The 23,196-nt window shown below is 42.7% G+C and carries 13 protein-coding genes; 4 read left to right on the top strand and 9 right to left on the bottom strand.

Annotation, left to right across the window (positions count from 1 at the left end; translation table 11 throughout):
* Positions 1 to 259: 259 nt before the first annotated feature.
* Both F8S12_RS00865 and F8S12_RS00870 read right to left on the bottom strand, forming a co-directional pair.
* On the bottom strand, positions 260 to 598 hold the full coding sequence (locus tag F8S12_RS00865; protein WP_196514345.1) for a hypothetical protein: 339 nt from the start codon (positions 596 to 598) through the stop codon (positions 260 to 262).
* A 90-nt stretch (positions 599 to 688) separates the two neighbouring features.
* A complete protein-coding gene (locus F8S12_RS00870) occupies positions 689 to 1,054 on the bottom strand; it encodes a Lin0512 family protein (RefSeq protein WP_196514346.1) in 366 nt (121 codons plus the stop codon).
* 84 nt (positions 1,055 to 1,138) lie between these two features.
* On the opposite strand from F8S12_RS00870, the gene F8S12_RS00875 reads away from it, so the two are divergent.
* The 3 genes from F8S12_RS00875 to F8S12_RS00885 all read left to right on the top strand — a co-directional run bounded on the left by F8S12_RS00875 (position 1,139) and on the right by F8S12_RS00885 (position 10,613).
* On the top strand, positions 1,139 to 2,116 hold the full coding sequence (locus F8S12_RS00875) for an SDR family NAD(P)-dependent oxidoreductase (RefSeq protein WP_196514347.1): 978 nt from the start codon (positions 1,139 to 1,141) through the stop codon (positions 2,114 to 2,116).
* Between the two features lie 252 nt (positions 2,117 to 2,368).
* Positions 2,369 to 8,275: a trifunctional serine/threonine-protein kinase/ATP-binding protein/sensor histidine kinase gene (locus F8S12_RS00880; RefSeq protein ID WP_196514348.1), complete on the top strand. Its 5,907-nt coding sequence runs from the start codon at positions 2,369 to 2,371 to the stop codon at positions 8,273 to 8,275.
* A 28-nt stretch (positions 8,276 to 8,303) separates the two neighbouring features.
* Complete coding sequence (locus tag F8S12_RS00885) at positions 8,304 to 10,613, top strand: cation:proton antiporter domain-containing protein (protein ID WP_196514349.1); 2,310 nt, start codon at positions 8,304 to 8,306, stop codon at positions 10,611 to 10,613.
* A 606-nt stretch (positions 10,614 to 11,219) separates the two neighbouring features.
* Here the strand turns inward: F8S12_RS00885 and tyrA are convergent.
* The 7 genes from tyrA to aroF all read right to left on the bottom strand — a co-directional run bounded on the left by tyrA (position 11,220) and on the right by aroF (position 18,948).
* Positions 11,220 to 12,386, bottom strand: coding sequence for a bifunctional chorismate mutase/prephenate dehydrogenase (tyrA, locus tag F8S12_RS00890; RefSeq protein ID WP_196514350.1), 1,167 nt, complete (start codon positions 12,384 to 12,386; stop codon positions 11,220 to 11,222).
* 588 nt (positions 12,387 to 12,974) lie between these two features.
* The gene (locus tag F8S12_RS00895) at positions 12,975 to 13,796 is read right to left on the bottom strand and encodes a class I SAM-dependent methyltransferase (RefSeq protein WP_196514351.1); all 822 of its coding nucleotides are present in this window, start codon (positions 13,794 to 13,796) and stop codon (positions 12,975 to 12,977) included.
* 70 nt (positions 13,797 to 13,866) lie between these two features.
* The gene (locus F8S12_RS00900) at positions 13,867 to 14,100 is read right to left on the bottom strand and encodes a 4-hydroxyphenylacetate 3-hydroxylase C-terminal domain-containing protein (protein ID WP_196514352.1); all 234 of its coding nucleotides are present in this window, start codon (positions 14,098 to 14,100) and stop codon (positions 13,867 to 13,869) included.
* Positions 14,101 to 14,102: 2 nt separating this feature from the next.
* Positions 14,103 to 15,152 carry an acetylserotonin O-methyltransferase gene (locus F8S12_RS00905; protein WP_230967705.1) on the bottom strand — a complete coding sequence of 350 codons (1,050 nt, stop codon included), beginning with the start codon at positions 15,150 to 15,152 and terminating at the stop codon, positions 14,103 to 14,105.
* 172 nt (positions 15,153 to 15,324) lie between these two features.
* Positions 15,325 to 16,452: a 4-hydroxyphenylpyruvate dioxygenase gene (gene hppD / locus F8S12_RS00910; protein WP_196514353.1), complete on the bottom strand. Its 1,128-nt coding sequence runs from the start codon at positions 16,450 to 16,452 to the stop codon at positions 15,325 to 15,327.
* 67 nt (positions 16,453 to 16,519) lie between these two features.
* Entirely contained in the window at positions 16,520 to 17,587 is a 1,068-nt protein-coding gene (locus F8S12_RS00915; protein ID WP_196514354.1) for a prenyltransferase, read from the bottom strand.
* A gap of 260 nt (positions 17,588 to 17,847) precedes the next feature.
* Entirely contained in the window at positions 17,848 to 18,948 is a 1,101-nt protein-coding gene (aroF, locus tag F8S12_RS00920; RefSeq protein WP_196514355.1) for a 3-deoxy-7-phosphoheptulonate synthase, read from the bottom strand.
* Between the two features lie 488 nt (positions 18,949 to 19,436).
* Here aroF and F8S12_RS00925 point away from each other — a divergent pair, with 488 nt between their 5' ends.
* Entirely contained in the window at positions 19,437 to 23,147 is a 3,711-nt protein-coding gene (locus tag F8S12_RS00925; protein WP_196514356.1) for an NB-ARC domain-containing protein, read from the top strand.
* The last annotated feature ends 49 nt before the right edge of the window (positions 23,148 to 23,196 follow it).

Here is a 23,196-nt window from a genome sequence, read left to right on the forward strand (position 1 = left end):
GAGGTAGGGGGCAGGGGGCAGGGGGAAAGAATTAGAGATCAACCATTTATCTCGTTCCCAGTCTCCGACTGGGAATGCCTAATAGGAGGCTCCGCCTCTTGATTTGCGGCAGCAGCCAAATGAGAAGCATTTCCAGCCAGGGCTAGAAACGGGGTTTTAAAGGGTTTTGGGCTTAAGTTAACACTTATGGGATAGGGATACAACCAACGATAGTTGTACCCCTATAAATAATCTGTATTCCTTTTGATGGTTCAGCTGTTTAATCTTCGTCAAGGGCTGGGAAAGCTTCTTCAAACTGCCACAACCTATCTTTATTTTCAACGAACCAAATCCGAGTTTCTGGAGTTAATTGACTCCAAATAACTTCAACTGGGATGTGAGGAGATGCGTATTGGTACTCCTTACCAAGTGATTTAAGATTATCCGCCACACCACGGGGAATTCCGAATTGTTCCCAGTTAACTGTTATATTTCTGCCCGAAACTCCTGCTGTGGGATCGAAAATCAATTGTGCTGATCTGACTAAATCAGCAAAGTGTTTCGGTTGGAGTTTGGTGATCTCCTGAATTTGGAGTGATTCGTTATGCTCTTGAGACATTATCGCCGCAGTGGTAAAGATTAGTGGTGTATTGAACTTACTGCCAGAGATTTTTACCCCAATATTTTTTAGTTTAGCGCAAAGCCTCAGCTAATCATTTTCGATCAGAACTGTAACAGCAGCGATCGCAATCAACATTTCATCATTTTTATCGTTGAGTTCGGGAATAGCCCGCCCTTGAACGATCATCCCCCCAGATTCTACAGTCAGGCTTTTGCGACCAAATGGAAGTACAGCTAGTACTTCCTCTTCTCTAACTAATTCGGGGTATGGCACTGCTACTTGAACTTCTACAATCATTGCATTGGGGTCAGTTAAACCAGCAACTTCCCAAACACCAGGTAAAGCATTGTGAGCGATCGCATTCCGTACTGCCCTAGATGCTGCTACAGTTGGTTCCTGTCCATGCTGATCTATTCCCATGCCCATTTCGATAATCAACCGTTTACGTGTCATTGCTATCTCCGGTAAATTCTGCATCTAGGGATAAATGTCTCACGCAAAGGCGCAAAGACGCAAAGGAAAATCTATAAAATTATCATGAAACACCTTGAAGGTAAAGTGACGTTGGTAACAGGTGCTACGCGGGGAATTGGTAGAGGAATTGCTATTGGCCTTGGTGAGGCAGGTGCAACTGTATACATCACGGGTCGCAGCCTCAACAACTCTTTCAGTAATGAGGTTTCTGGGAGTCTTCAGGAAACTCAATCAGCCATTGAGGAAGTCGGTGGTGTGTGCATTCCCGTCCAAGTAGACCACAGCGACGATGAGCAGGTGCGATCGCTTTTTGCTCGGATTCAAGATGAGCAGAATGGACAACTCGACCTAGTGGTGAATAATGCTTACTCAGGAGTCCAGGCAATAAAAGACGCTTATGGGCAGCCTTTTTGGGATTGTGAACCAAGTCTTTGGGATGCTAGCAACAACGTTGGTCTTCGTAGCCACTATGTCGCGAGTATTTTTGCTGCCCGAATGATGATCAAGCGTCAACAAGGGCTAATTTGCACCATTTCCTCGTGGGGTAGTATGTCTTATATCTTTAATACAGCTTATGGTGCTGGCAAAGCAGCTTGCGATCGCTTGGCTGCTGATATGGCTGTTGAGCTAAAGCCTTATAACGTCGCTTCTGTTTCAATTTGGCCGGGTATTGTTGGTACTGAGCTTTTTACCCGTTTTGCTTCTGAAACGGATGAAGCAAATGTTACTGACCAGAAAAGCTCATTTTTGAGCGATCGCTACAACTGGGAAACTCCCTTATTTACTGGACGGGCGATCGCTGCACTTGCTTGTGAGTCAAATATAATGCGCCGTACAGGACGTGTGCAGATTGTTGCTGAACTAGCTAAACAATATAATCTTGTAGATGAAAATGGCGATCGGCCTGCATCGTTGCGCTCTCTGCGTTTTGTAGTACCAGCTGCATTACCTGTACTGAGAAACTATTCATGGCTCATACCTGATATTAAAGTGCCGTGGTCACTACTGCTACTGAATGCCCTTAGCTCGCCTAAAATTTAATGGGCATGGGGCACTTGTACTGAGCGACTTGCTTTAAGCGAAGTCGAAAAAAGCCGTTGACGCAGCCTCTCCTAGAGAAGTATTATGGTTCCTTTTTGCTTAAGTTGACACCAATGGGCAATGCCATGCCCCTACGATGAGAAATCTGTATGTATCAGGATTTTCGTGAATTGGTGTAAGTGCTATGAGGTAGAAAAAGCTGATTTGTGGGCAGACTTAATAAATAACTGATTTAACAATAGTTGATCAAGTATGAATACAGCAGTTAAGCCAATGGATAAGCTTTTGAACTATCGAATTAGCGAACAACTTTATGCAGGCTCTAGAACTTTAGTTTACCGTGCAATTCGAGAGGCCGATCAACTTCCAGTGGTAATCAAACTGCTTCAAGAGGACTATCCTACCTTCAACGAACTGCTGTTGTTCCGTAATCAGTATACTATCGCTAAAAATATTGACCTACCTGGTATTATTCATCCCTACAGCCTGGAACCTTACCACAACAGCTATGCTTTGATAATGGAGGATTTTGGTGGTATTTCCCTCATAGATTGGATGAACACAAGAATGGAGAGCAACCAATATACTCTGACAGAGTTCTTGGACGTTGCGATCGCTCTGAGCAATATTCTTGATGGACTCTATCGCCATCGGGTTATCCACAAAGACATCAAGCCTGCCAACATCCTCATTAACCCAGAAACTAAGCAAGTCAAGTTAATTGACTTTAGCATTGCCTCTCTTTTACCCAGAGAAAGCCAGGAAATTCACAGTCCTAATGTTTTAGAAGGTACTCTCGCCTACCTTTCCCCAGAACAAACCGGGCGGATGAATCGCGGAATTGACTATCGCAGTGATTATTACTCTCTTGGTATTACCTTTTATGAATTGCTGGCTGGACATTTACCCTTCCAGTCTAATGATCCAATGGAGTTGGTTCACTGTCATATTGCCAAGCAACCAGAACAATTAGGAGGCAGGAGGGATGAAGAAATTCCTCAAGTTCTTTGTGATATTGTGATGAAATTGATGGCGAAAAATGCTGAAAATCGCTATCAGAGCGCATTAGGGCTGAAATTTGATTTAGAAAAATGTTTGTCTCAATTTCAAGAAACTGGCACGGTTACATCCTTTAAATTAGGTGAGCGGGATATTTGCGATCGCTTCATCATCCCAGAAAAACTTTACGGCCGCCAAGCTGAAGTTCAAAGCTTACTAGATACCTTCGAGAAAGTGAGTCAGGGAAACACTGAAATTATGTTGGTTGCAGGTTTCTCTGGAATTGGCAAAACTGCTGTGGTTAATGAAGTCCACAAGCCAATTGTGCGACAACGGGGTTATTTCATTAAAGGTAAATTTGACCAATTCCAGCGTAACATCCCCTTCTCTGGCTTTGTACAAGCCTTTCGAGACTTAATCAGACAACTGCTGAGTGAAACTGACACCCAATTCGAGCAGTGGAAGTGCAAAATTCTCTCTGCTTTGGGTGAGAACGGACAAGTGATGATTGAGGTGATTCCAGAACTGGAAAGTATGATTGGTAAACAGCCTCCAGCGCCGGAACTCTCTGGAAGCGCAGCACAAAATCGTTTCAATCTGCTGTTTTTGAAGTTCACTCAAGTCTTCACTGCACCAGAACATCCACTGGTAATCTTTATTGATGATCTGCAATGGGCAGATTCTGCTTCTTTAAAGTTAATGCACTTGTTAATGAGCGAAGCTGACATCGGCTATCTACTATTAATTGGTGCTTATCGAGATAACGAAGTCAACCCGGTACATCCGCTAATGCTGACTTTAGAAGAGATTCAAAAGTTGGGCGCTACAGTCAATACAATTACCTTAGCTCCTCTTAATCAAATCTCTCTAAATCATTTAGTTGCAGATACATTAAGTTGCTCCATAGCGTTAGCTGCACCGTTAACAGAATTGGTATTGAACAAAACTAAAGGTAATCCTTTCTTCAGCACCCAATTTCTCAAAGCGCTGTATCAAGATAAACTAATTACATTTAACCCCCCTCAGTCCCCCCTTACTAAGGGGGGAAGTCAAGGGGGGTGGGAATGTGATATTGCCCAGGTGCGAGCGATCGCTCTTACTGATGATGTCGTAGAATTCATGGCAATTCAACTTAAAAAGTTGTCACCAGAAACTCAAGAAGTCCTGAAATTAGCAGCTTGTGTAGGAAACGAATTTGATTTAGCGACATTAGCGATCATTCATGAAAAATCACAGGTGGAGACAGCCGCAGACTTTTGGAAAGCATTGCAAGATGGGTTGATTATCCCTACCAATGAGGTCTATAAATTCTACCAAGAAGATTCAGAATTTAAGCAACACAATTTTCCTGATTCCTGTTCTTACAAATTTCTCCATGATCGGGTTCAGCAAGCTGCTTATTCTCTGATTCCTGAATCTCAAAAGAAAGCTACTCATTTAAAAATTGGGCAATTACTTTTAAAGAATACATCGCCTGAAGTAATTGAAGCCAGCATTTTTGATATTATTAATCAGTTAAATGAGGGGATTGATATAATTAATGAACCAGCCCAAAAATCTAATCTGGCTCAACTGAATCTAATTGCTGGGAAAAAAGCCAAAGCTTCAACCGCTTATAGAGCAGCAGTTAAGTATTTCGCATTGGGCAGACAATTGCTAACAGAAGAAAGTTGGCAAACTAACTATAAACTCACGTTTGAATTATATAAAGAATCTGCGGAGTGTGAATATTTAACTAGCGATTTTAGTCAGGCAGAGACATTATTTAGTTTAGCATTAAATCATAGCCAAGATAAATTTGAAAAGGCAGACATTTATGCTATTGAAATGTATCTGAAAATGACTCAGGGTGAAAATATCGAAGCTAGTATTAAATCTGGACTGAAAGGTTTGAGCATCATGGGGATGCATCTGCCTGTTACTTCTGAAGAACAGCAAGCTGCTATCAAAACCGAACTTCAAGAATTAACAGCTAAACTTGCAGTAATTCACACAGCAGATTTATTCAATTTGCCTGAGATGATAGATCCAGAGAAGAAAGTTTGCATGAGTCTTTTAGCTGATCTTTGGGCAGCAGCTTACATGGGAGGAGATCAATACCTCAGTTGTTTGGCTCCTCTATTAATGATCAGTTTATCATTGAGATATGGCAATGCCGAAAGCTCTGGTTTTGCTTACTGCCTATATGGGATGAATCTGGCAAATCAAGGAAGTTACCAAAGTGCATATCAGTTTGGTACGTTGGCACTAAAACTTGACCGTCACTTCAATAGCACCCAATTTATATATAAGACCAATAATATCTTTGCCCACACCACTAATCCCTACAATCAGCATTTAAAAACGAATTTACCACTTTCCCAGCAATCATTCCAAATATGTCAAGAAACTGGGAATTTGGTGTTTGGCGTTTGGGCAGTTTCGTTTCTGATTTGGGCGATGTTAATTAAGGGCGATCGCTTATCAGATGTATACGCGGAAACTGAAAAATATCTGAGCTACGTCCAACAAGTGAATGATGCTAATATGCTGTATGCCTTTACTTTACAGAGGCAGTTTATCCTGAACCTGCAAGATATATCTAAAAGCACCGATTTATTAGATGAACACAATAACCAAGATATTCCTTATATAGAAGTTTGGAGGCAGAAGAAGAACTTTGAACATGGAATTAATTGGTATTGCTTTCTCAAAATACAATTATCCTATCTTTATGGTCGCTACGAAGATGCCATTCAAGCAGCAGAAGAAGCTGAGAAAACCCTAGCTTGCAACTCTGGTTTTTTCCCAATTATTCAGTATCATTTCTATTACCCACTTAGTTTGGTAGCCCTCTATCCCAATGCAAGATTAGAGAAGAAAAAGCAGTATTGGGACATGATCCAAGAGCATCAACAAATCCAAAAGACTTGGGCGGATAATTGCTCAGAAAACTTCCTGCATCGATATCTATTGTTATCTGCTGAAATGGCAAGAGTTTCTGGCAAGTATATGGATGCAATCGAGTTATACGATCGCGCCATTGCTAAAGCCAAAGAAAACGAATATCTTAACGAAGAAGCTCTCGCCAATGAACTTGCAGCCAAGTTTTATTTAGAATGGGGCAAAAAACGCATTGCCCAAGAGTATTTGATTAATGCTTACTATTGCTACACACGCTGGGGTGCTAAAGCTAAAGTTGATGACTTAGAACAGCGTTATCCACAATTGCTAGCTCCCATTTTACAACAAACGCGCTTGCCTATCACACTTAGTCATACGATCGCTAATATTGACAGCATTTCTACCTTACACCCAAGCATTCATAAATCAGTAACCTTTAGCAGCAATACATCAGTAATGCTAGATTTAGCAACAGTTCTCAAAGCGTCTCAGACTCTCTCCAGTGAAATCGAACTGGATAAATTACTCACGAAGCTACTACAAGTAGTGATTGAAAATGCTGGAGCAGATAAGTGTGCGTTACTACTGCTGAAAAAAGGTAAATTGGTAGTTGAAGCGACGGCTCAAGTTGGGCAGCAATCAACCATGCTACAGTCCATTTTTCTGGAAGATAGCGTAGATGTTCCCCATAGCTTAATTTATACCGTCAAACGCAGCCTGCAAACTACCATCATCCTTGATACAACAGTGGATTCGACCCTAATAGCTGACCCCTACATCATTCGTCAGCAACCCAAAAGTTTGCTGTGTACACCGATTCTTTATCAAGGCAAACTGTTGGGGATTTTATATTTAGAAAACAATCTTACCACTGGGGCGTTTACCAGCGATCGCGTCGAAATTCTGAATCTGTTATGTACTCAAGCTGCAATCTCTCTGGAAAACGCTCAACTTTATCAGCAAGCACAAGAGACTCTAAAAAACCTTGGACAGGCCGAACAATTCTTGCGGTTAATTATTGACAATATCCCGCAATCTGTTTTTTGGAAAGACCGCAATTGTGTTTATTTAGGCTGTAACCAAAACTTTGCTCAAACTTCGGGTGTAGGAGTGCCAGAAAATGTTATTGGTAAAACAGACTACGATCTATCTTGGACTCGTGAGCAGGCAGATGGATATGTAGAGTGCGATCGCCAAATTATGGAGTCTGGACAAGCTGAACTAAATATTATCGAAACATTGCAGCAAGCAGACGGAAAACAAATCTGGTCAAATACAAACAAAATTCCACTACGAGATAAAGAAGGAAACGTTTTTGGCATCCTTGGCACATGTGAAGACATCACCGAACCCAAAGAAGCACAACAATTGCTGCAACAACAAAAAGAACAATTAGAAGAAGCCTTGCAAGAACTCCAAACGATGCAATTGCAACTAGTGCAGGGTGAAAAAATGTCTGCCCTTGGTAATTTAATAGCAGGTGTTGCCCATGAAATCAACAATCCTGTCGGCTTCATTGCTGGCAACATTGAACCAGCTAAAGACTATACCAAAGATTTGTTTGGATTAATTAACCTTTATCAAGAGAAGTTCCCAAATCCTGGCTCAGATATTGAAGATGAGATTGATGCCATCGATTTAGACTACATACAAGAAGATTTACCTAAGTTACTGGACTCGATGGATCTGGGTGTTAACCGTATCCGCAGTATCAGCACTAGTCTACGAACCTTCTCCAGAGCAGATAAAGATTACAAAGTGCCCTTTGATATTCACGAAGGCATTGATAGTACTATTTTAATTCTGAGACATCGTTTAAAAGCCAACGAAAACCGTCCAGAAATTGTGGTGCTAAAAGAGTATGGCAAATTACCCTTAGTGGAATGCTATGCTGGACAACTCAATCAGGTATTTATGAACTTGTTAGCAAATGCCATTGATGCACTTGAAGAATATAATGCAGAACGGAGTTTAGAAGCCATTCTAGCCAACCCGAATTGCATCACTATTCAAACCCGTCTAGCAGAATCAGGTCAGCACATTTTGATTAAGATTGCTGATAATGGAGTAGGGATGTCCCCAGAGGTCAAGCAACGAGTATTTGACCATTTATTCACCACCAAGCCTGTAGGAAAAGGCACAGGATTGGGATTAGCGATCGCTCGTCAAATTGTAGTAGAAGCACATGGCGGTTCACTCTCCTGCACTTCCCAACTTGGACAGGGGACAGAGTTTATCATTCAAATTTCTACTCAACAACGTATCCTAAATGAATAGGTCTTAATTAATAGTTCTTTTAAAACTGGTGCAAGAAGATTTTAGGCTAATTGTTGATTTAGTTTTAGTTCTAGGCGTTGCAGCCTGTGGTGGACTGCTAGCAGCACTTTTACGACAACCTGTGCTGCTAGGGTATCTCATTGGCGGGATGGTCATTGGCCCAGCTGGACTGGGATTGATTAAAGAAGTTATTCAAGTAGAGACTCTGGCACAGTTCGGTGTCGCCTTTTTGTTATTCGCCTTGGGTGTAGAATTCTCCTTTGCGGAACTCAAGAAAGTCAGAGCGATCGCACTGGGCGGAGGTGGACTACAGATTGCTCTGACGATTTTGGTCACAGTTGTGATCTGCGGATTAATCGGAGCCTGGGGAACCTTACCTGCTAAGGGGATGTTTTTGGGGTGTATTCTGTCCTTGTCTTCCACAGCCGTTGTCCTCAAGTGCTTGATGGAGCGCAACGAAACAGAAACCCCCCACGGGCAAGTAATGCTGGGTATTTTGGTAGTACAAGATTTAGCACTGGGACTGATGTTAGCAGTCTTGCCAGCCCTGAACCAACCAGCCGAAACCATTGGTATCGCCGTGCTGACAGCATTGCTCTCCATTGGTTTATTTGCGGCTGGGGCGATCGCTGCGGGGATTTGGCTCATACCGCCTTTGTTACGACTGCTAGCCAGTACCGAAAGCAAAGAACTATTTTTATTAGGGGTTGTAGCTTTATGTTTGGGCATTGCCCTGTTGACAGAGCATTTGGGGCTGTCGATTGAGATGGGGGCCTTTGTCGCCGGTTTGATGATTTCTGAGGTAGAGTACGCCGATCAAACCCTGACTTATGTCGAACCACTGCGAGATATCTTTGCCAGTTTATTTTTTGCCGCCATTGGGATGTTAATCGACCCAGTGTTTTTGTGGAACAACCTAGAATTGATTTTAGGATTGGTGGCACTAGTTTTCGTAGGTAAATTTTTGATTATCACGCCCCTAGTGAAGCTGTTTCGCTACCCTTTGAAAACAGCCATAATTACCGGTTTGGGACTAGCGCAAATTGGAGAATTTTCCTTTGTTCTCGCCAGTGAAGGGCAGTCCTTGGGGCTGGTGTCCCGACAGATATATTTATTAATTTTGGGAACCACCGCAGTCACTCTGATGCTTACACCCTTTGTCCTGCGGTTGATGCCATTTTTATTTAACTTTGCCGAATCAATACCTTGGTTGAAACCGTATTTAGAAGAAGAAGAGGCGCAGGATGTATCGGAAGATTTGCCCTTGAAAGACCATGTAGTAGTCTGCGGCTATGGGCGAGTCGGCAAAAATCTGGTGAAGTTGTTGCAGCAACACGAGCTACCTGTGGTGGTAATCGACCAATCAGAGAGTAGAATTCAGCAGTTGCGTGAGGTAGGAGTGTCTTATGTATATGGTAATTGCGTAAGTTTACATGTTCTGAAAACCGCTGGAGTGAATCATGCCAAAGGAATGGCGATCGCACTTCCTGACCCTATAAGCACCCGTCTTTGCTTGAAACGCGCTTTGGAATTGTGTCCAGAATTAGATTTAGTTGTCCGCGCTACCCAAGATAAAAATATTGAAGTGCTGTATCAATTAGGAGCTAAAGAAGTTGTGCAACCAGAGTTTGAAGCCAGCTTAGAAATGGCAACTCATTTATTAACTGGCTTAGGCTTGTTGTCACCAGATGTTGTCCAACAAGAAATGCAGCAAATCCGCAACGATCATTATTTGGAACTGCGCCCAGAGCGTTCTGCAACTGAAGTTGCTCGTGATTTACGGCAAGAAACTCGCGATCTAAATCAGCGCTGGTATCCTTTACCATCTGACTCGCCCTTAATTGGCATGAGCTTAGAAGAAGCGGATATGCGCTATCTTACAGGAGCGAGTTTGATGGCAGTTCGCCGCGCTAACGGAGATGAAATTGATTATCCCAATAATCAAACTCTTTTGGAAGATGGCGATCGCTTGCTGGTAGTGGGAGCCGATGAAGAATTAGCGGCTTTGGCAGAATTAGCCAAAGGACAAGCTGCTGTTCCTGGAGAAAATAGTTCTTGCCAGTGGGTTACAGTCAGCCCCGATGCCTCAATCTTAAACAAAACCCTGGCAGATTTGGATATCAGCAAGCAATACAAGGTACAGGTACAGGCGATCCGGCGAGATGGCAAGTTTATCCGCTATCCCGATGGAAGTACGGACTTACAATCTGGTGATCAAGTATTGTTATGCGGTAGCTTAACAGGTCTGAGTCAATTAGAACAATTATTTGCGATCGCTAGTAAAGTACCCCTTTCTATCCCAGTAGTAAAAGCTAGTGAGGCAGAAGCGCTCAAATAGTTTCTGCCGATAGATAATGTGACGGAGTTTGACACTCTCAGTCCCTAATGTTTGCAACACAACCGTTTATATTACAATACGGTTCAGTTAAGGGCTACTGGTACAAAATTTTGGGTTTTTGAGACGCGATAAATCGCCGTCTCTACAAATGTTTTGGTCTTATCTGAACTGTATTGGTTTATATTATCAGCTACTGGAGAACGCTGCAAAATTTTAGTACGAGAACGAAACTACATTTTAAAAGCTGTAATCTTTTTGAGATATCTCATCAAGATAAATTTTCCTGCAAATCAGTATGTTAATGGCAAATAAAGTCACTTTGTACTTAAATCATAATTTTTAGCGTAGGCGTAGCCCGCCGCAGGCATCGCACCTTTTTTGTCCGATCTCACCAAATCGCGTTGCTCCTTCGTAGTTATCGGTCTGGATTGTTTCATTGTTACGAGGTTCAAGATTTACCTCGTACCAATAATGACCTTGAACAGGCTTTTGGTGTTTTACGACCAGTACAACGACGTTGTACTGGTCGTAAAGTCGCCCCTTCATCCGTTGTAATTCGAGGAAAAGTCCAGTTAGCTTCAGCTATTGCTACTGCACTTCATTCTTTTACAGCCCAAGATTTGTCACAGGTTTGTGTCCAGACTTGGCAACAATTACGCTCTGATTTACGCCATCATCAACTTCATCGCATTGAACAACTTCGATTCCGTCGAAATCCTGAAGCTTACTTGGCAACTCTTGAGAAACTAATTCTCTAGCAAACTTTGCCGCTCTAGTTTTTTTTCCAAAAGCGCTGCGGACTTGCTCAAACTCACGGATTAGGGAATCTCGATCCATGTTTCCAAGCAACTGTGCTAAACGGTTGTAAGTAGCCGCCAGTCTGCCAATGGTCTCACGGCGCTCTTCTGTAGCAAGCATGATGTCGAAAGAAAGGGATGCGCTTTGAGCGAACAAGCGTCTAACCATAGCGAGTTGCAGACGGTAAAGTGGGGTAGATAACTGCAAACTGCGGTCTAGATTAAGCCCTTCTTCTGCTAGGAACACACCGAGGCTAAATGTAGAAAAGTGTCGTATCGCTTGAACAGCTACCATCATCTGGTCGTGTTCTTCAGGTGTGCATACAATCAGTTTGCCGCCCTCACTTTTAATCAGGTCTAGCAACCATTGGAATGCCGAATCTCTACGACCCGGACAGAGGACGACGTTTTGCGAAAAGAACGATTTGACGCCTGAACCAAACATCGGATGCAAGCCCAGTACAGGTCCTGGATGGTACTCAAGCATGGCTTGTACTATCGGGGTCTTGATGCTGGTGATGTCGGCTAGAGGGGTAGTCGGATCAAGGTACCTGGCTGCCTTGCGGATCACATCTAGTATATGTTCTATGGGAACGCAGACTAATACCAAATCCACCTCAGCTAACAGTTTATCGGCTTGATCCCAGTCATCGTGTTCAAGAATATTAACTTCGTGCCCTGCTGCAGAAAGCCGAGAAGTGAAGAAGCGCCCCATCATCCCCCGCCCGCCAATCACAGTAATCCGTCGCGGCAATACATTAGCCGGGGATTCGGATGCGGTGGCGGCGGCGTGAACACAACTTATAACTATGTTTTTCCAAACGAACTCTGGAACACCAGCAGAGGCAAGGAGTGGTGTAAAATTGTCTAATTGTTCATCTAGGCAAGGGAGTTCTGATTCTGCCAAGACGGCAATTCTTTTGCCTAGTAACTCAATCAGGTCTTGGTCGATTTGTTTAAGCTTGTCTTGGATCATTATACTTCTGTTGGGTAGTATGAACTTAACTGAAAAGCAGATGTTCGCCTCAAAGGCCGAGTCCGCGAACCCGCCATTTTCTTGGTGTCTCTAATATTTATTTTTTTCTATACGCGCGACGTGCATTCTTTAAATGTGTAACACGCGTCTTAAAAGACCAGTCCCGCAGTCACAAACTTACATTTGTAATCAGTTGGAAGCGCTACCCATAGCAGTTAGGACTTACGCATTGACAGAAAAGCCTAAATGACAGATATGCTTTTCAAGGCTTTTAGCTAGATTTTTCAATTACCTTTTTGCGATCGCAATTAACAAAGGATGGTTTGTAAAAGCCTGAAACAACCTATTTACCTTAATACACAAGATGATTCATTTGTACAGTGCGTAAGTCCTAGATTTATTGAGAATTAGAATCTGAGATACAAAATGCGTAGCCAAGAGAGAAACGTCTATGATTATGCTCCGTTGTTAAACTAAAATGTTTAGTTTGCACTTCATCACAGCTTCGCCATATCTACCCCAATTGGGATGAATCAGCCGATTGGGCATAAGGCTGCGATCGCATTTGCAATTGGGTTTTACGATAATCTATTTTTTCCTTCCCCAAACTTGGAAAACACGTGGCATACTAATAATTGTTTGCGGACTAGATACAAACATCTTTAACTCCTCGATAATTGCGTCGATCTCTTGGTGAGTTGCCAAGTTAGATGTTATGACTAGCTCTCGAATATGTTCCATCGTAACTTGAGCCACCAATTTACCTACGCCCTCATGAAAAGCGGGCAGTACGACTTGCATTTGAACCTGTTCAAGATTTGCCTCTATAAGCATTCCAAGCAATTTAGTTCCAATAAATGGATCGCTGCCTCTTCGCACGGCTACTGCTTGGTATAGCTCTAGGTAGCGATCAAAAGCTGGGCAGTTGGGATAGCAGAAATGCCCTGAGAAATCTATATCTTCTACAACAAGAGTTCCTCCAGATTTGAGGGTACGTACCATCCTATCTACTACTAAGTGGGGGTGCGGAAGATGGGTTAACAAAAACCTTGAATAAACAAGATCGAAGGTAGACTCTTCCGTCAGTTGAGATGCATCAACTTTACGAAATGTTGCTTTTAGATGGTGGCGTTGTGCTTCCTCTCGTGCTAACTCCAGTATAGATTCATCTACATCTACTCCGACAACTTCGCCTGTTGGTTCAGTCACACGGGCTATTTGTAATGTGACTTCTCCGCTACCACACCCTACGTCTAAACAGTGCATTCCACTTTGAAGACCTACTCTTTCTAGGAGGGCTTGGGTAGTCGGCCACGTAGCACCCGCTAGAATCTTCAAGCGCTTCGCGCCTTCCCCTCCGCCTTTTAGAACGTATGTATTTTTAAGCTGCACAGAATTACGATTGTTCATTTTTACTTATTTTAGGTAGTCTTTTTTTGTCTCTGCTTAAACTGTGGAATAGCTTATCGAACCAGCCCTATTACAAAATTTTATTAATAACGTTCACATGGCTGGAATTAATGTAGTCCTTAACTGTCCAGCCATCTAAGTCGTACTCGCTCATGCACTTGTCTACAAATCCCTTGTACTCCTCTGCGGCACCAGTTGCCTGTGCCATGTTCAACACGTCCAGTTGAATCTGCTCGTGATTACCAGCGTAGTTACGTTCATACAGCTCCTGCCGTCCCCCGAACTCGCTGCCGATCGCGGTCAAAGTTACACACGCACTGCCTCAACCACGCTTCGTAGAGACTGTGTGGTGATTATCTTTGTCATTTTGAAGCCAGAGTCGGCGAGAAGTGACCGATATTCAGCTTCGGTGCGGTCATGACCGCCATGCATGATTAACATGTGGAGGTCGAGCAGTTTGCCAAAGAAGGGTTCATTGCCTGGTGAAATAACCGTCTCAACAAGCAGGAGCTTGCCATTCTCCACCATTGCGTCGTGACAATTCTTGAGAATTGCAATACTGGAATCATCATCCCAGTCGTGAATGATCGATGAGAGAACATAGACATCTCCACCACTTGGTACTGACTTGAAAAAGTCACCTGCGACAACTTCACAACTTTTTGATAGTCCAGCAGCCTGAATATGCTTCTGAGCGCCTTCTATTGCGTGAGGAGAATCGAAAAGGACACCTCTGAGGTTGGGATATGCTTCCAGAATGGACGAAATGAGAGTTCCGTGTCCGCCACCCACGTCAACAATCTTGTTGAACCTTGAAAAATCATAAGCATCGGCAACAGAGACGTGAGTTTGTTGCGAATAGCTTGTCATAGCCTCATCGAAGGTTCGTGCAGACTCCGCATTCTGCTCCAGGTAATTGAAGAAGCTTACTCCATTTTGATGTTCGTATGCACATTTACCAGTCTTAACACTGTAAACAATGTCTACCCACGCTTGGTACTGCTCCTCACCCCACAAGATTGCTAAAGCACGCAATGAGTTAGGATTTTCGGTCTGAAGACACTCTCCAATGGATGTCAGCCAAAAGTGTTTGTCCTCCACCTCAGTGAACACGCCTACACTGGCTAGAGCTCGCATTAATCGATAAAGAGATTGAACATCGGCTTCCACAGCTTGTGCAAGCCGATCAATGTGCTGCGGGCCATCTTTAAGCAGGTCAGCGATACCAAGTTTTGCTGCTGCATAGACTGATTGTGAAACCCAGTTGCCACTAATTATTTCCAGCAACTTCTGCGATGGCGTCATGTCATTCGAGACTTTGAGAATTTCTTGTCTGGAAATAACTTGATTGAACATAAATAGTACTCCGGTCGTTTTAGATGAACTTTGAAACTACTGCCGTCTTCACTTAATAAACATAGGACTTACGCAAACAATAGTCGAAACCCTTATTTTATGGTAGGGGCAATTCATGAATTGCTCCTACCGTGTGTAGCTTTACGTAAGTCCTAAAACAAAGAGTGAATGTTTACAGATTGCCACGAAAAGCCTGTTCGCGCTCAATAGCTTCAAAAAGCGCCTTGAAGTTGCCGTGTCCAAAACCTTGTGCACCTTTGCGCTGGATAATTTCAAAGAAAATCGTGGGACGATCGGTTAACGGCTTGGTAAAGATTTGAAGAAGGTATCCTTCCGAGTCGTGATCAATCAGAATGTTAAAATCCCGTAGAACACTCAGATCCTCATCAATCTGACCGATGCGTCGGCGCAAATTATCGTAATAGGTGTCCGGCGTGTGTAGGAACTCAACGCCGTTGTCACGCAACTGCTGTACTGTCTTAATGATGTCGTTGGTTTTGAGTGCGATATGCTGTACGCCAGGGCCATGATAAAAGTCGAGGTACTCTTGAATTTGTGATTTGCGGTATCCAGAGGCGGGTTCGTTAATCGGGAACTTGATGCGACCCGTGCTGTTCTGCAACACCATAGACATCAGAGCTGAATATTTCGTTGAGATGTCATCGCTTGTAAACTGTTGGCTCTGGCGAAAGCCCATGACAGAGCGATAGAAATCGGCCCACAAGTCCATTTTTCCAAGCTCGACGTTAATAACAATGTGGTCAATGTCGGTCAGGCCAGTTGGAGTGGCAGGCAGCGGATTTGGGATGGGAAGATACTGCGGGGAGAAGTCGGTGTAGTTATTGCGCTCTATAAACGAATGAGTTATGTCGCCACTATAGCTTGCAATGGTTGCTTTAACAATGTACCCCTTTTGTCCCTCGATCATCGTCGGTTCAAGCACTGGTCTTGCACCCCGTGCGACGGCTGCTTTGAAGGCAGCATTGGCATCATCAACTAGCAGCGCAATGTCGTGAACTCCATCACCGTGCAACTTGACCTGTTTTGCAATCGGGCTGTCGGGCGTAACAGCAGAGGTGACAACAAAGCGAATATTAGACTGCTCTAGTAGGAACGAGCAGCGATCGCGGACTCCAGTTTCCAAACCAGCATAGGCGATAGGCGTGAAGCCAAAGGCTGTGCGATAAAAGTGAGCAGCTTGTCGAGCATTCCCAACGTAAAATTCCACATAGTCAATTCCCTGGAGTTGCAAGGAATCTTTTTCCTGCAACTGGACTAGCTTAGTTTCCGTAAATGTCATGGTATCTTCCTTAACTTGATGCTTGTTTAATTGATGCCGAAGTTTATCTCAAGAACGCTATGAAACCCTATACGCCTTGCTTTTGCTGGCTCTCAGTTTCCCATCCCACAATTTCTTGCTCATTACGACGACTATCAGCCCAACGAAAGTACAGAAAAACAGCCAGATACAAGTAGACTGAAAATGCTTTCAAATGGGTTTCCGGCTGAAGCAAGTATCCAGAGGGACAGGAAATAATAAAGCCAACTAATGCTGAAAGTGCAGCAAGCGCGTTATGGGTAGAAGCCCAAAAAGGTACCATGAAGAATTTTTGGCGGTCTTGCCAATGTTTGTATACCCATATGGTGGTTAAGAACCCAAGAGGTGCGGTAGACAAAATCAACAAAAGTACAACAGGGGGCACATCCGAATACAGGTACATGAACCCCAAAGATAGGTAAGCCAATAGCATCCCTATAGCATGAATTTGGATGGCTCTGTTCATACCTACTTTAACGATTAGTGTGTCCTTCCCAACAGCTGAGTCGCAGTCCCTGTCAGGCATATTCATTACCATCATCCTCACGTATTCAACAATGGCAAGTGGAAGCAGAACCAGGAACAAAATTTTAGTTCTTCCTGGATACAGATTTCCGTTTTGTAGAAAGAATCCCAGTACAGGAGTCAGAACGTTCAGAACGATGGCCGTTATTAGTTCGCCGAGTCCTCTTCGACAGAACGCTAATGGAGGTGCGCTGTACCCCCATGAAAGAATCAACGACACCCAACAAATAAGGCGTGTTTCAAATGAGGGCATTAATAAGCTTAGACCAAAGGATAGAATGGTTGTAATAACCCCAAGGCGTATTGAAGTTTGGGGGCTGAGAATGCCTTTGGGTAAAATACGGCTTCCGCCAGTCCACGGAGAAGGATACTTGTTTAATTTATCGCTATCCAAATCGTAATACTCATTGTAGAAATGAGTCATCATGTGAATTACCCACACCGTGATTTGACCGAGTATGAAGTAGGAGAGATTAAACTTTTCGCCCACAAAGGTGGCAATTGTAGCTCCTAACCCATATAAAATCGGACTGTAGCTCAGAAACTTAATTCTCCCCAAAATTAGGGTAGATATAAACTGTTTAAGAAACATTTCTTGGCAACCTCTTTTTAGATTTTGAAACCGGGCTTACTGCTTTTTAAGGTAAGAGTTGAGGGGAGCAATGCGATTTTGTGAGGTGCTTATATTCGGGTACTAAATCACCTATTTAGGGGTGCGATCGCACCCAAATAACTGTTTTTGTTGAGAATCTAGCTATCTAACTGAGAATTAAAGCTCGATCTCACAAAATTGCATCGCTCCCGAGTTGAGTCTGGTCTAGGGCGGTGATTTGCACACCTATGATTAAGTTGTTAAACACCTACACTGGAGGAAACTTTTGAAGCAAATTTCGGCATGACAGTTACGCTATCGTTTTTAGCCCAACGGCCAAAGAATTTGCCTAAGGGAGCCAACTCAAGCATTAATTGCTCAAATGCTTCGATTGTGAGAGACTGAGGTCCATCTGATAGTGCCTTAGCTGGGTTGGGGTGAACCTCAATCATTAGGGAATCAGTACCAGCTGCGATCGCCGCCATTGCCATCGTTGGCACGAATTCTGAGAAGCCAATGGCGTGACTAGGATCAATCATAATCGGCAAGTGAGTCAGTGATCGCAATACTGGGATTGCAGATATATCAAGGGTATTCCGTGTATATTGTCGGTCAAAGGTGCGAATTCCCCGTTCGCACAAAATCACATTGGGGTTGCCTGCTGCCAAAATGTACTCAGCTGACATTAACCAATCTTCAATCGTGGCTGCAAGTCCGCGCTTGAGCAGAACTGGTTTACCTGTTGCTCCTACTTTCTTGAGGAGCGAGAAATTCTGCATATTGCGAGCACCGATTTGCACCACATCTGCGATAGATGCAACCTTATCGATGTCAGCTGTATCCATGACTTCTGTGATGATCCCCAGCCCGGTGACAACGCGAGCTTGAGCTAACAACTCTAAGGCACTCTCACCATGACCCTGGAAAGCGTAAGGTGAAGTACGAGGTTTGTAGGCTCCTCCTCGTAAAAACTGCGCTCCTGCTGCTTTGACTCGCTGTGCCGTTTCTACAATCATCTCTTCGTTTTCTACGGAACAGGGGCCAGCTACTATGACTAAAGAATGGTTTTGACCAAAGGTTACAGGCCCATTGGGTGTTGGTACAACTACCTCAGTTGGTTCGCTATAGCGAAATTCTCTTGAAGCCCGTTTAAAGGGCTTCTTCACCCTTATAACCTGCTCAATAAAAGGGCTTAAATTTTGGATTTGTCGGGGATCAATCTCTGCGGTATCACCTACCAAACCGATCACCACTTTGTCCTGACCTACAGATTTTTCTGGTGTTATATTCCATCGGCGAATTTCTTCGCTGATTCGCTCAATTTCTACTGCTGGGCTACAAGATTTGATGACGATAATCATTGATTTAAAATCCTCCTTTACTGCTTATAGCAACAGGTTATCCTGTAAGCCATAAGCAGTGAGTATAGATAAGTTAAGGACTTTTTCTAAGAAAGTTAAGTGAAAATTGTAGATAAAGTTAAGCCAGTTTAGGAAAGTAAGAAAAATTGGGAGCATCCCTCTTGGGCAGATACACCAAAAGCTTATTTGGAATACATGAGATTCCGACAGCTAACCATATCAGAGATTTGCTGTCTGTATTCTGCTGGTTAAAGGATTATGTATTTTTAAGTATCATAAGCTACAAACATTTTAGCGATCGCTCTTCGCGGAAAAACTTTTTGGTTTTGACACGATGCGGCCGCCCTAGCCGCAGGCGCACCCTCTGAACGGTTACGTAATTTCTATCTTAAGTTCCTCTTTAACTCTGCAATCTTCCCTTGCTAACCCTTAACTAAGTTGACAAGATAGACCGTAAAAAGACTATTTCAAAGTAGTGTGTAAGTTTTATGAACTTTGAAGAAGCAGTCAAGGTGGCGGATACAGTAGTTTTTGCCAAGACAAAAAGGCACTTAAAAGATATCGAAATAGTAATACTTCGGGCATCTTGGCAAGGACAGCAATATTACGATATTTCAGAAACTTACGGATATGCTGCTGGCTACCTAAAGTACGATGTTGGCCCCAAGTTATGGAAGCTCCTTTCAGAAGCTTTAGGAGAAAAGGTTAGTAAAAAAAACTTTCAAGGCGCACTACAACGGCGATGGCGAAACTCCTTTGAAACCGCAACGCCCGAAGTGCAAGCTTTAGAAACCCTAACGCAGTGGAAGACACATGAAGAGTTCCTTGAACCTATACTGCCTTACTCAGGGAAAGAAATAGAGGAAACCACCGCGCCTGCTGAAGGAATCGCTGATCAGCGCCAAGACTGGGGAGAAGCAGTAGATGTATCAGTTTTTTATGGTCGTACAGAGGAACTTCGGACGTTAGAACAATGGATTGTACAGGAGCGATCGCGCCTGGTGACAATATTAGGCATAGGGGGGATTGGCAAAACTGCTTTGTCAGTACGTCTTGCCCAAGAGATTCAGGGTGAATTTGAGTACGTTATCTGGCGATCGCTTTTACATGCACCATCTATTGAAGATGTGCTAGCAGAGTTAATTCAATTCTTGTCTGACCAACAGCAAACCAATTTACCAGAAAAAGTAGACGCTAGAGTATCGTTATTAATTGATTGCTTACGCTCTTCACGCTGTTTGGTGGTATTAGATAATTTTGAATCGATTTTAGATAGTGGTAATTACGCTGGCTCCTATCGCCAGGGATACGAGGAGTATGGTGAACTATTAATACGCATAGGTAAAGCCGTTCATACTAGCTGCTTGGTGTTAACGAGTCGAGAAAAGCCCAAAGAAGTTGCATTACTAGAAGGCGAAGCCCAATTAACTCACTCGTTACAGATCAATGGTTTAAAAGAGGAAGAAGGACAAAAAATCCTCAAAGCCAAGGGTCTTTTGGGAACTCTTGATAACAGTAAAAAATTGATCGAGTACTATCTTGGTAATCCCCTAGAATTAAATATAGTTTCTACCTCCATTCGAGAGTTATTTGATGGAAATATTTCTGATTTTTTAGAGCAAGATACTGCAATTACTTGCGGTATTTATAATCTTTTAGAGCAGCAGTTTAATCGCTTATCACATTTAGAAAAGCAAATTATGTACTGGCTGGCAATTAATCAGGAGCAAACTTCACTACAAGAACTGCAAGAGGATATTATACCACCAGTAACACGAACAGAACTGTTGGAAGCAGTAGAATCTCTAAAACGGCGATCGCTATGTGAAAGAATATCAGCAGGTTTTACACAGCATCCTGTGATCATGGAGTACATGATACAACGATTCGTAGAGCTTGTTTACTCAGAAATTGTTACTGAAGAAATTTCGTTATTGATGAGCTATGCTCTGATCAAAGCTCAGGCTAAGGACTATATTAGAGAAATTCAAGTTCGTTTGATTTTAAAACAAATTACAGATAGACTAATTCTTGTTTATGACTCTCAGGAAAATATCAAATACAAATTAACTAAAATCATTTCTAAAATTCGAGAACGATTTTCTCGTTCATCAGGATACGCAACTGGTAATATCATTAACTTGTTTTCTTATTTACAGATTGACTTAGCTGGTTATGATTTTTCTCATCTGACTGTTTGGCAAGCATATTTAGAAAATGTAAATTTAGATTATGTTAATTTTGCCTACTCTAATCTAGCTAAGTCTACTTTTGCTAAAACATTAGGTGGTATTTTATCAATGGCATTTAGCCCAGATGGGAAATTTTTGGCTACTAGTGATACTCTTGGTGAAATTCACTTGTGGAATGTTTTAAACAGTCAACAATTTTTTATTTGTAAAGGACATACTACTTGGACATATTCAGTTACTTTTAGTCCTCTTGGTAATCTCCTAGCTAGTGCTAGTCAGGATCAAACAGTTAAATTGTGGGATGTTAGTACGGGTCAATGTTTGAAAACTTTGACAGGGCATATTAGTGCAGTGCAGTCAGTTGCTTTTAGTCCTCTTGGTAATCTCCTAGCTAGTGCTAGTTATGATCAAACAGTTAAATTGTGGGATGTTAGTACGGGTCAATGTTTGAAAACTTTGACAGGACATATTAGTACAGTGCAGTCAGTTGCCTTTAGCCCGGATAATCAAACTTTAGCTAGTGGCAGTCAAGACTGTACCGTGAAGTTGTGGGATGTGCGTGATGGTAACTGCATAAACACTTTACAAGGCCACACCAGTTGGGTATCTTCAGTAGCCTTTAATCCTCAAGGTAATATCCTAGCTTCTGGCAGTGATGACCATACCGCAAAATTGTGGAATGTCTCAAATGGTCAATGCATGAAAACTTTAGATGAACACGTCAGTTGGGTATCTTCAGTCACATTCAGCCCAGATGGACAAATCCTAGCTACCGGCAGTGATGACCATACTGTAAAATTATGGAATGTCTCAGATTATGAGTGCTTAAACACTTTACGAGGGCATATTGATTGGGTATCTTCAGTTACATTCAGTTCGGATGGTCAAACTTTAGCTACTGGTAGTCATGATCAAACCGTAAAGTTGTGGAATATTTATACTGGTCAAGACTTTTTAACCTTGCAAGGATATACTAACCGGGTATTGTCAATTACTTTTAATCCTAAAGGTAATATTTTAGCTACTGGTAATGATGACCATACTGTGAAGTTGTGGGATATCTCTACAGGTCAATGTTTGAAAACTTTGCAAGGGCACATAGGTCGGGTATGGTCAGTAGCCTTCAGTTCTCAAGGTAATATCTTAGCTACTGGTAGTGATGACCATACTGTGAAGTTGTGGGATATCTCTACGGGTCAATGTTTGAAAACTTTGCAAGGACACACAAATCGTGTATGGTTAGTTACCTTCAATCCTCTTGGTAATCTCTTAGCTAGTGGCAGTGATGACCATACTGCAAAATTATGGAATGTCTCGGATGGTAACTGCCTAAATACTTTGCAGGGGCACACCAGTTGGGTATCTTCAGTTGCCTTCAGTCCTCTTGGTAATCTCTTAGCTAGTGGCAGTGATGATCATACTGCAAAATTGTGGAATGTCTCGGATGGTAACTGCTTAAATACTTTCCAGGGACACACCAGTTGGGTATCTTCAGTTGCCTTTAGTCCTCTTGGTAATCTTTTAGCTAGTGGCAGTCATGATCAAACGGTGAAGTTATGGGATATTAGCACGGGTAAATGCCTAAATACTTTACAAGGTCACACTAATTGGGTGTCTTCAGTTGCCTTTAGTCCAGATGGACAAATTCTTGCTAGTGCTAGTCATGATCAAACGGTGAAGTTATGGGATATCAGCACGGGTAAATGCCTAAATACTTTGCAAGGGCATACAAGTTGGGTATCGTCAGTTAAATTCTGTCCTCTCGGTAAGACTGTTGCTAGTAGTAGTCTAGATGAGACAATTAAGTTATGGAATCTTAGTACAGGTTCATGCTTAAGAACTCTGAGAGTTTTAAGACTTTACAATAGCATGAATATTACCGGCGTTACAGGTTTAACCCAAGGGACTATTGCGACGTTAAAAGCTTTTGGAGCAGTAGAGAACCTCGCTGTGTTGAACGAGGCAAATCCTATCCCTGGTTTAACCAATCTTTTGATAAATCGATGATCTTACTGAGTATTATTATTCGGCGTTGCATAATCTTGACTCAAGGGTT

The organism is Nostoc sp. WHI, from assembly GCF_015714725.1.
Lineage (GTDB): Bacteria > Cyanobacteriota > Cyanobacteriia > Cyanobacteriales > Nostocaceae > Nostoc.

Excerpts from the sequence above, each read along its gene's own strand:
- F8S12_RS00870 (WP_196514346.1), bottom strand. The coding sequence starts at position 1,054 with ATGACACGTAAACGGTTGATTATCGAAATGGGCATGGGAATAGATCAG.
- F8S12_RS00915 (WP_196514354.1), bottom strand. The coding sequence starts at position 17,587 with ATGTTTCTTAAACAGTTTATATCTACCCTAATTTTGGGGAGAATTAAG.
- tyrA (WP_196514350.1), bottom strand. The coding sequence starts at position 12,386 with ATGATCCAAGACAAGCTTAAACAAATCGACCAAGACCTGATTGAGTTA.
- F8S12_RS00875 (WP_196514347.1), top strand. The coding sequence starts at position 1,139 with ATGAAACACCTTGAAGGTAAAGTGACGTTGGTAACAGGTGCTACGCGG.
- F8S12_RS00925 (WP_196514356.1), top strand. The coding sequence starts at position 19,437 with ATGAACTTTGAAGAAGCAGTCAAGGTGGCGGATACAGTAGTTTTTGCC.
- F8S12_RS00865 (WP_196514345.1), bottom strand. The coding sequence starts at position 598 with ATGTCTCAAGAGCATAACGAATCACTCCAAATTCAGGAGATCACCAAA.
- hppD (WP_196514353.1), bottom strand. The coding sequence starts at position 16,452 with ATGACATTTACGGAAACTAAGCTAGTCCAGTTGCAGGAAAAAGATTCC.
- F8S12_RS00905 (WP_230967705.1), bottom strand. The coding sequence starts at position 15,152 with ATGTTCAATCAAGTTATTTCCAGACAAGAAATTCTCAAAGTCTCGAAT.
- aroF (WP_196514355.1), bottom strand. The coding sequence starts at position 18,948 with ATGATTATCGTCATCAAATCTTGTAGCCCAGCAGTAGAAATTGAGCGA.
- F8S12_RS00895 (WP_196514351.1), bottom strand. The coding sequence starts at position 13,796 with ATGAACAATCGTAATTCTGTGCAGCTTAAAAATACATACGTTCTAAAA.
- F8S12_RS00880 (WP_196514348.1), top strand. The coding sequence starts at position 2,369 with ATGAATACAGCAGTTAAGCCAATGGATAAGCTTTTGAACTATCGAATT.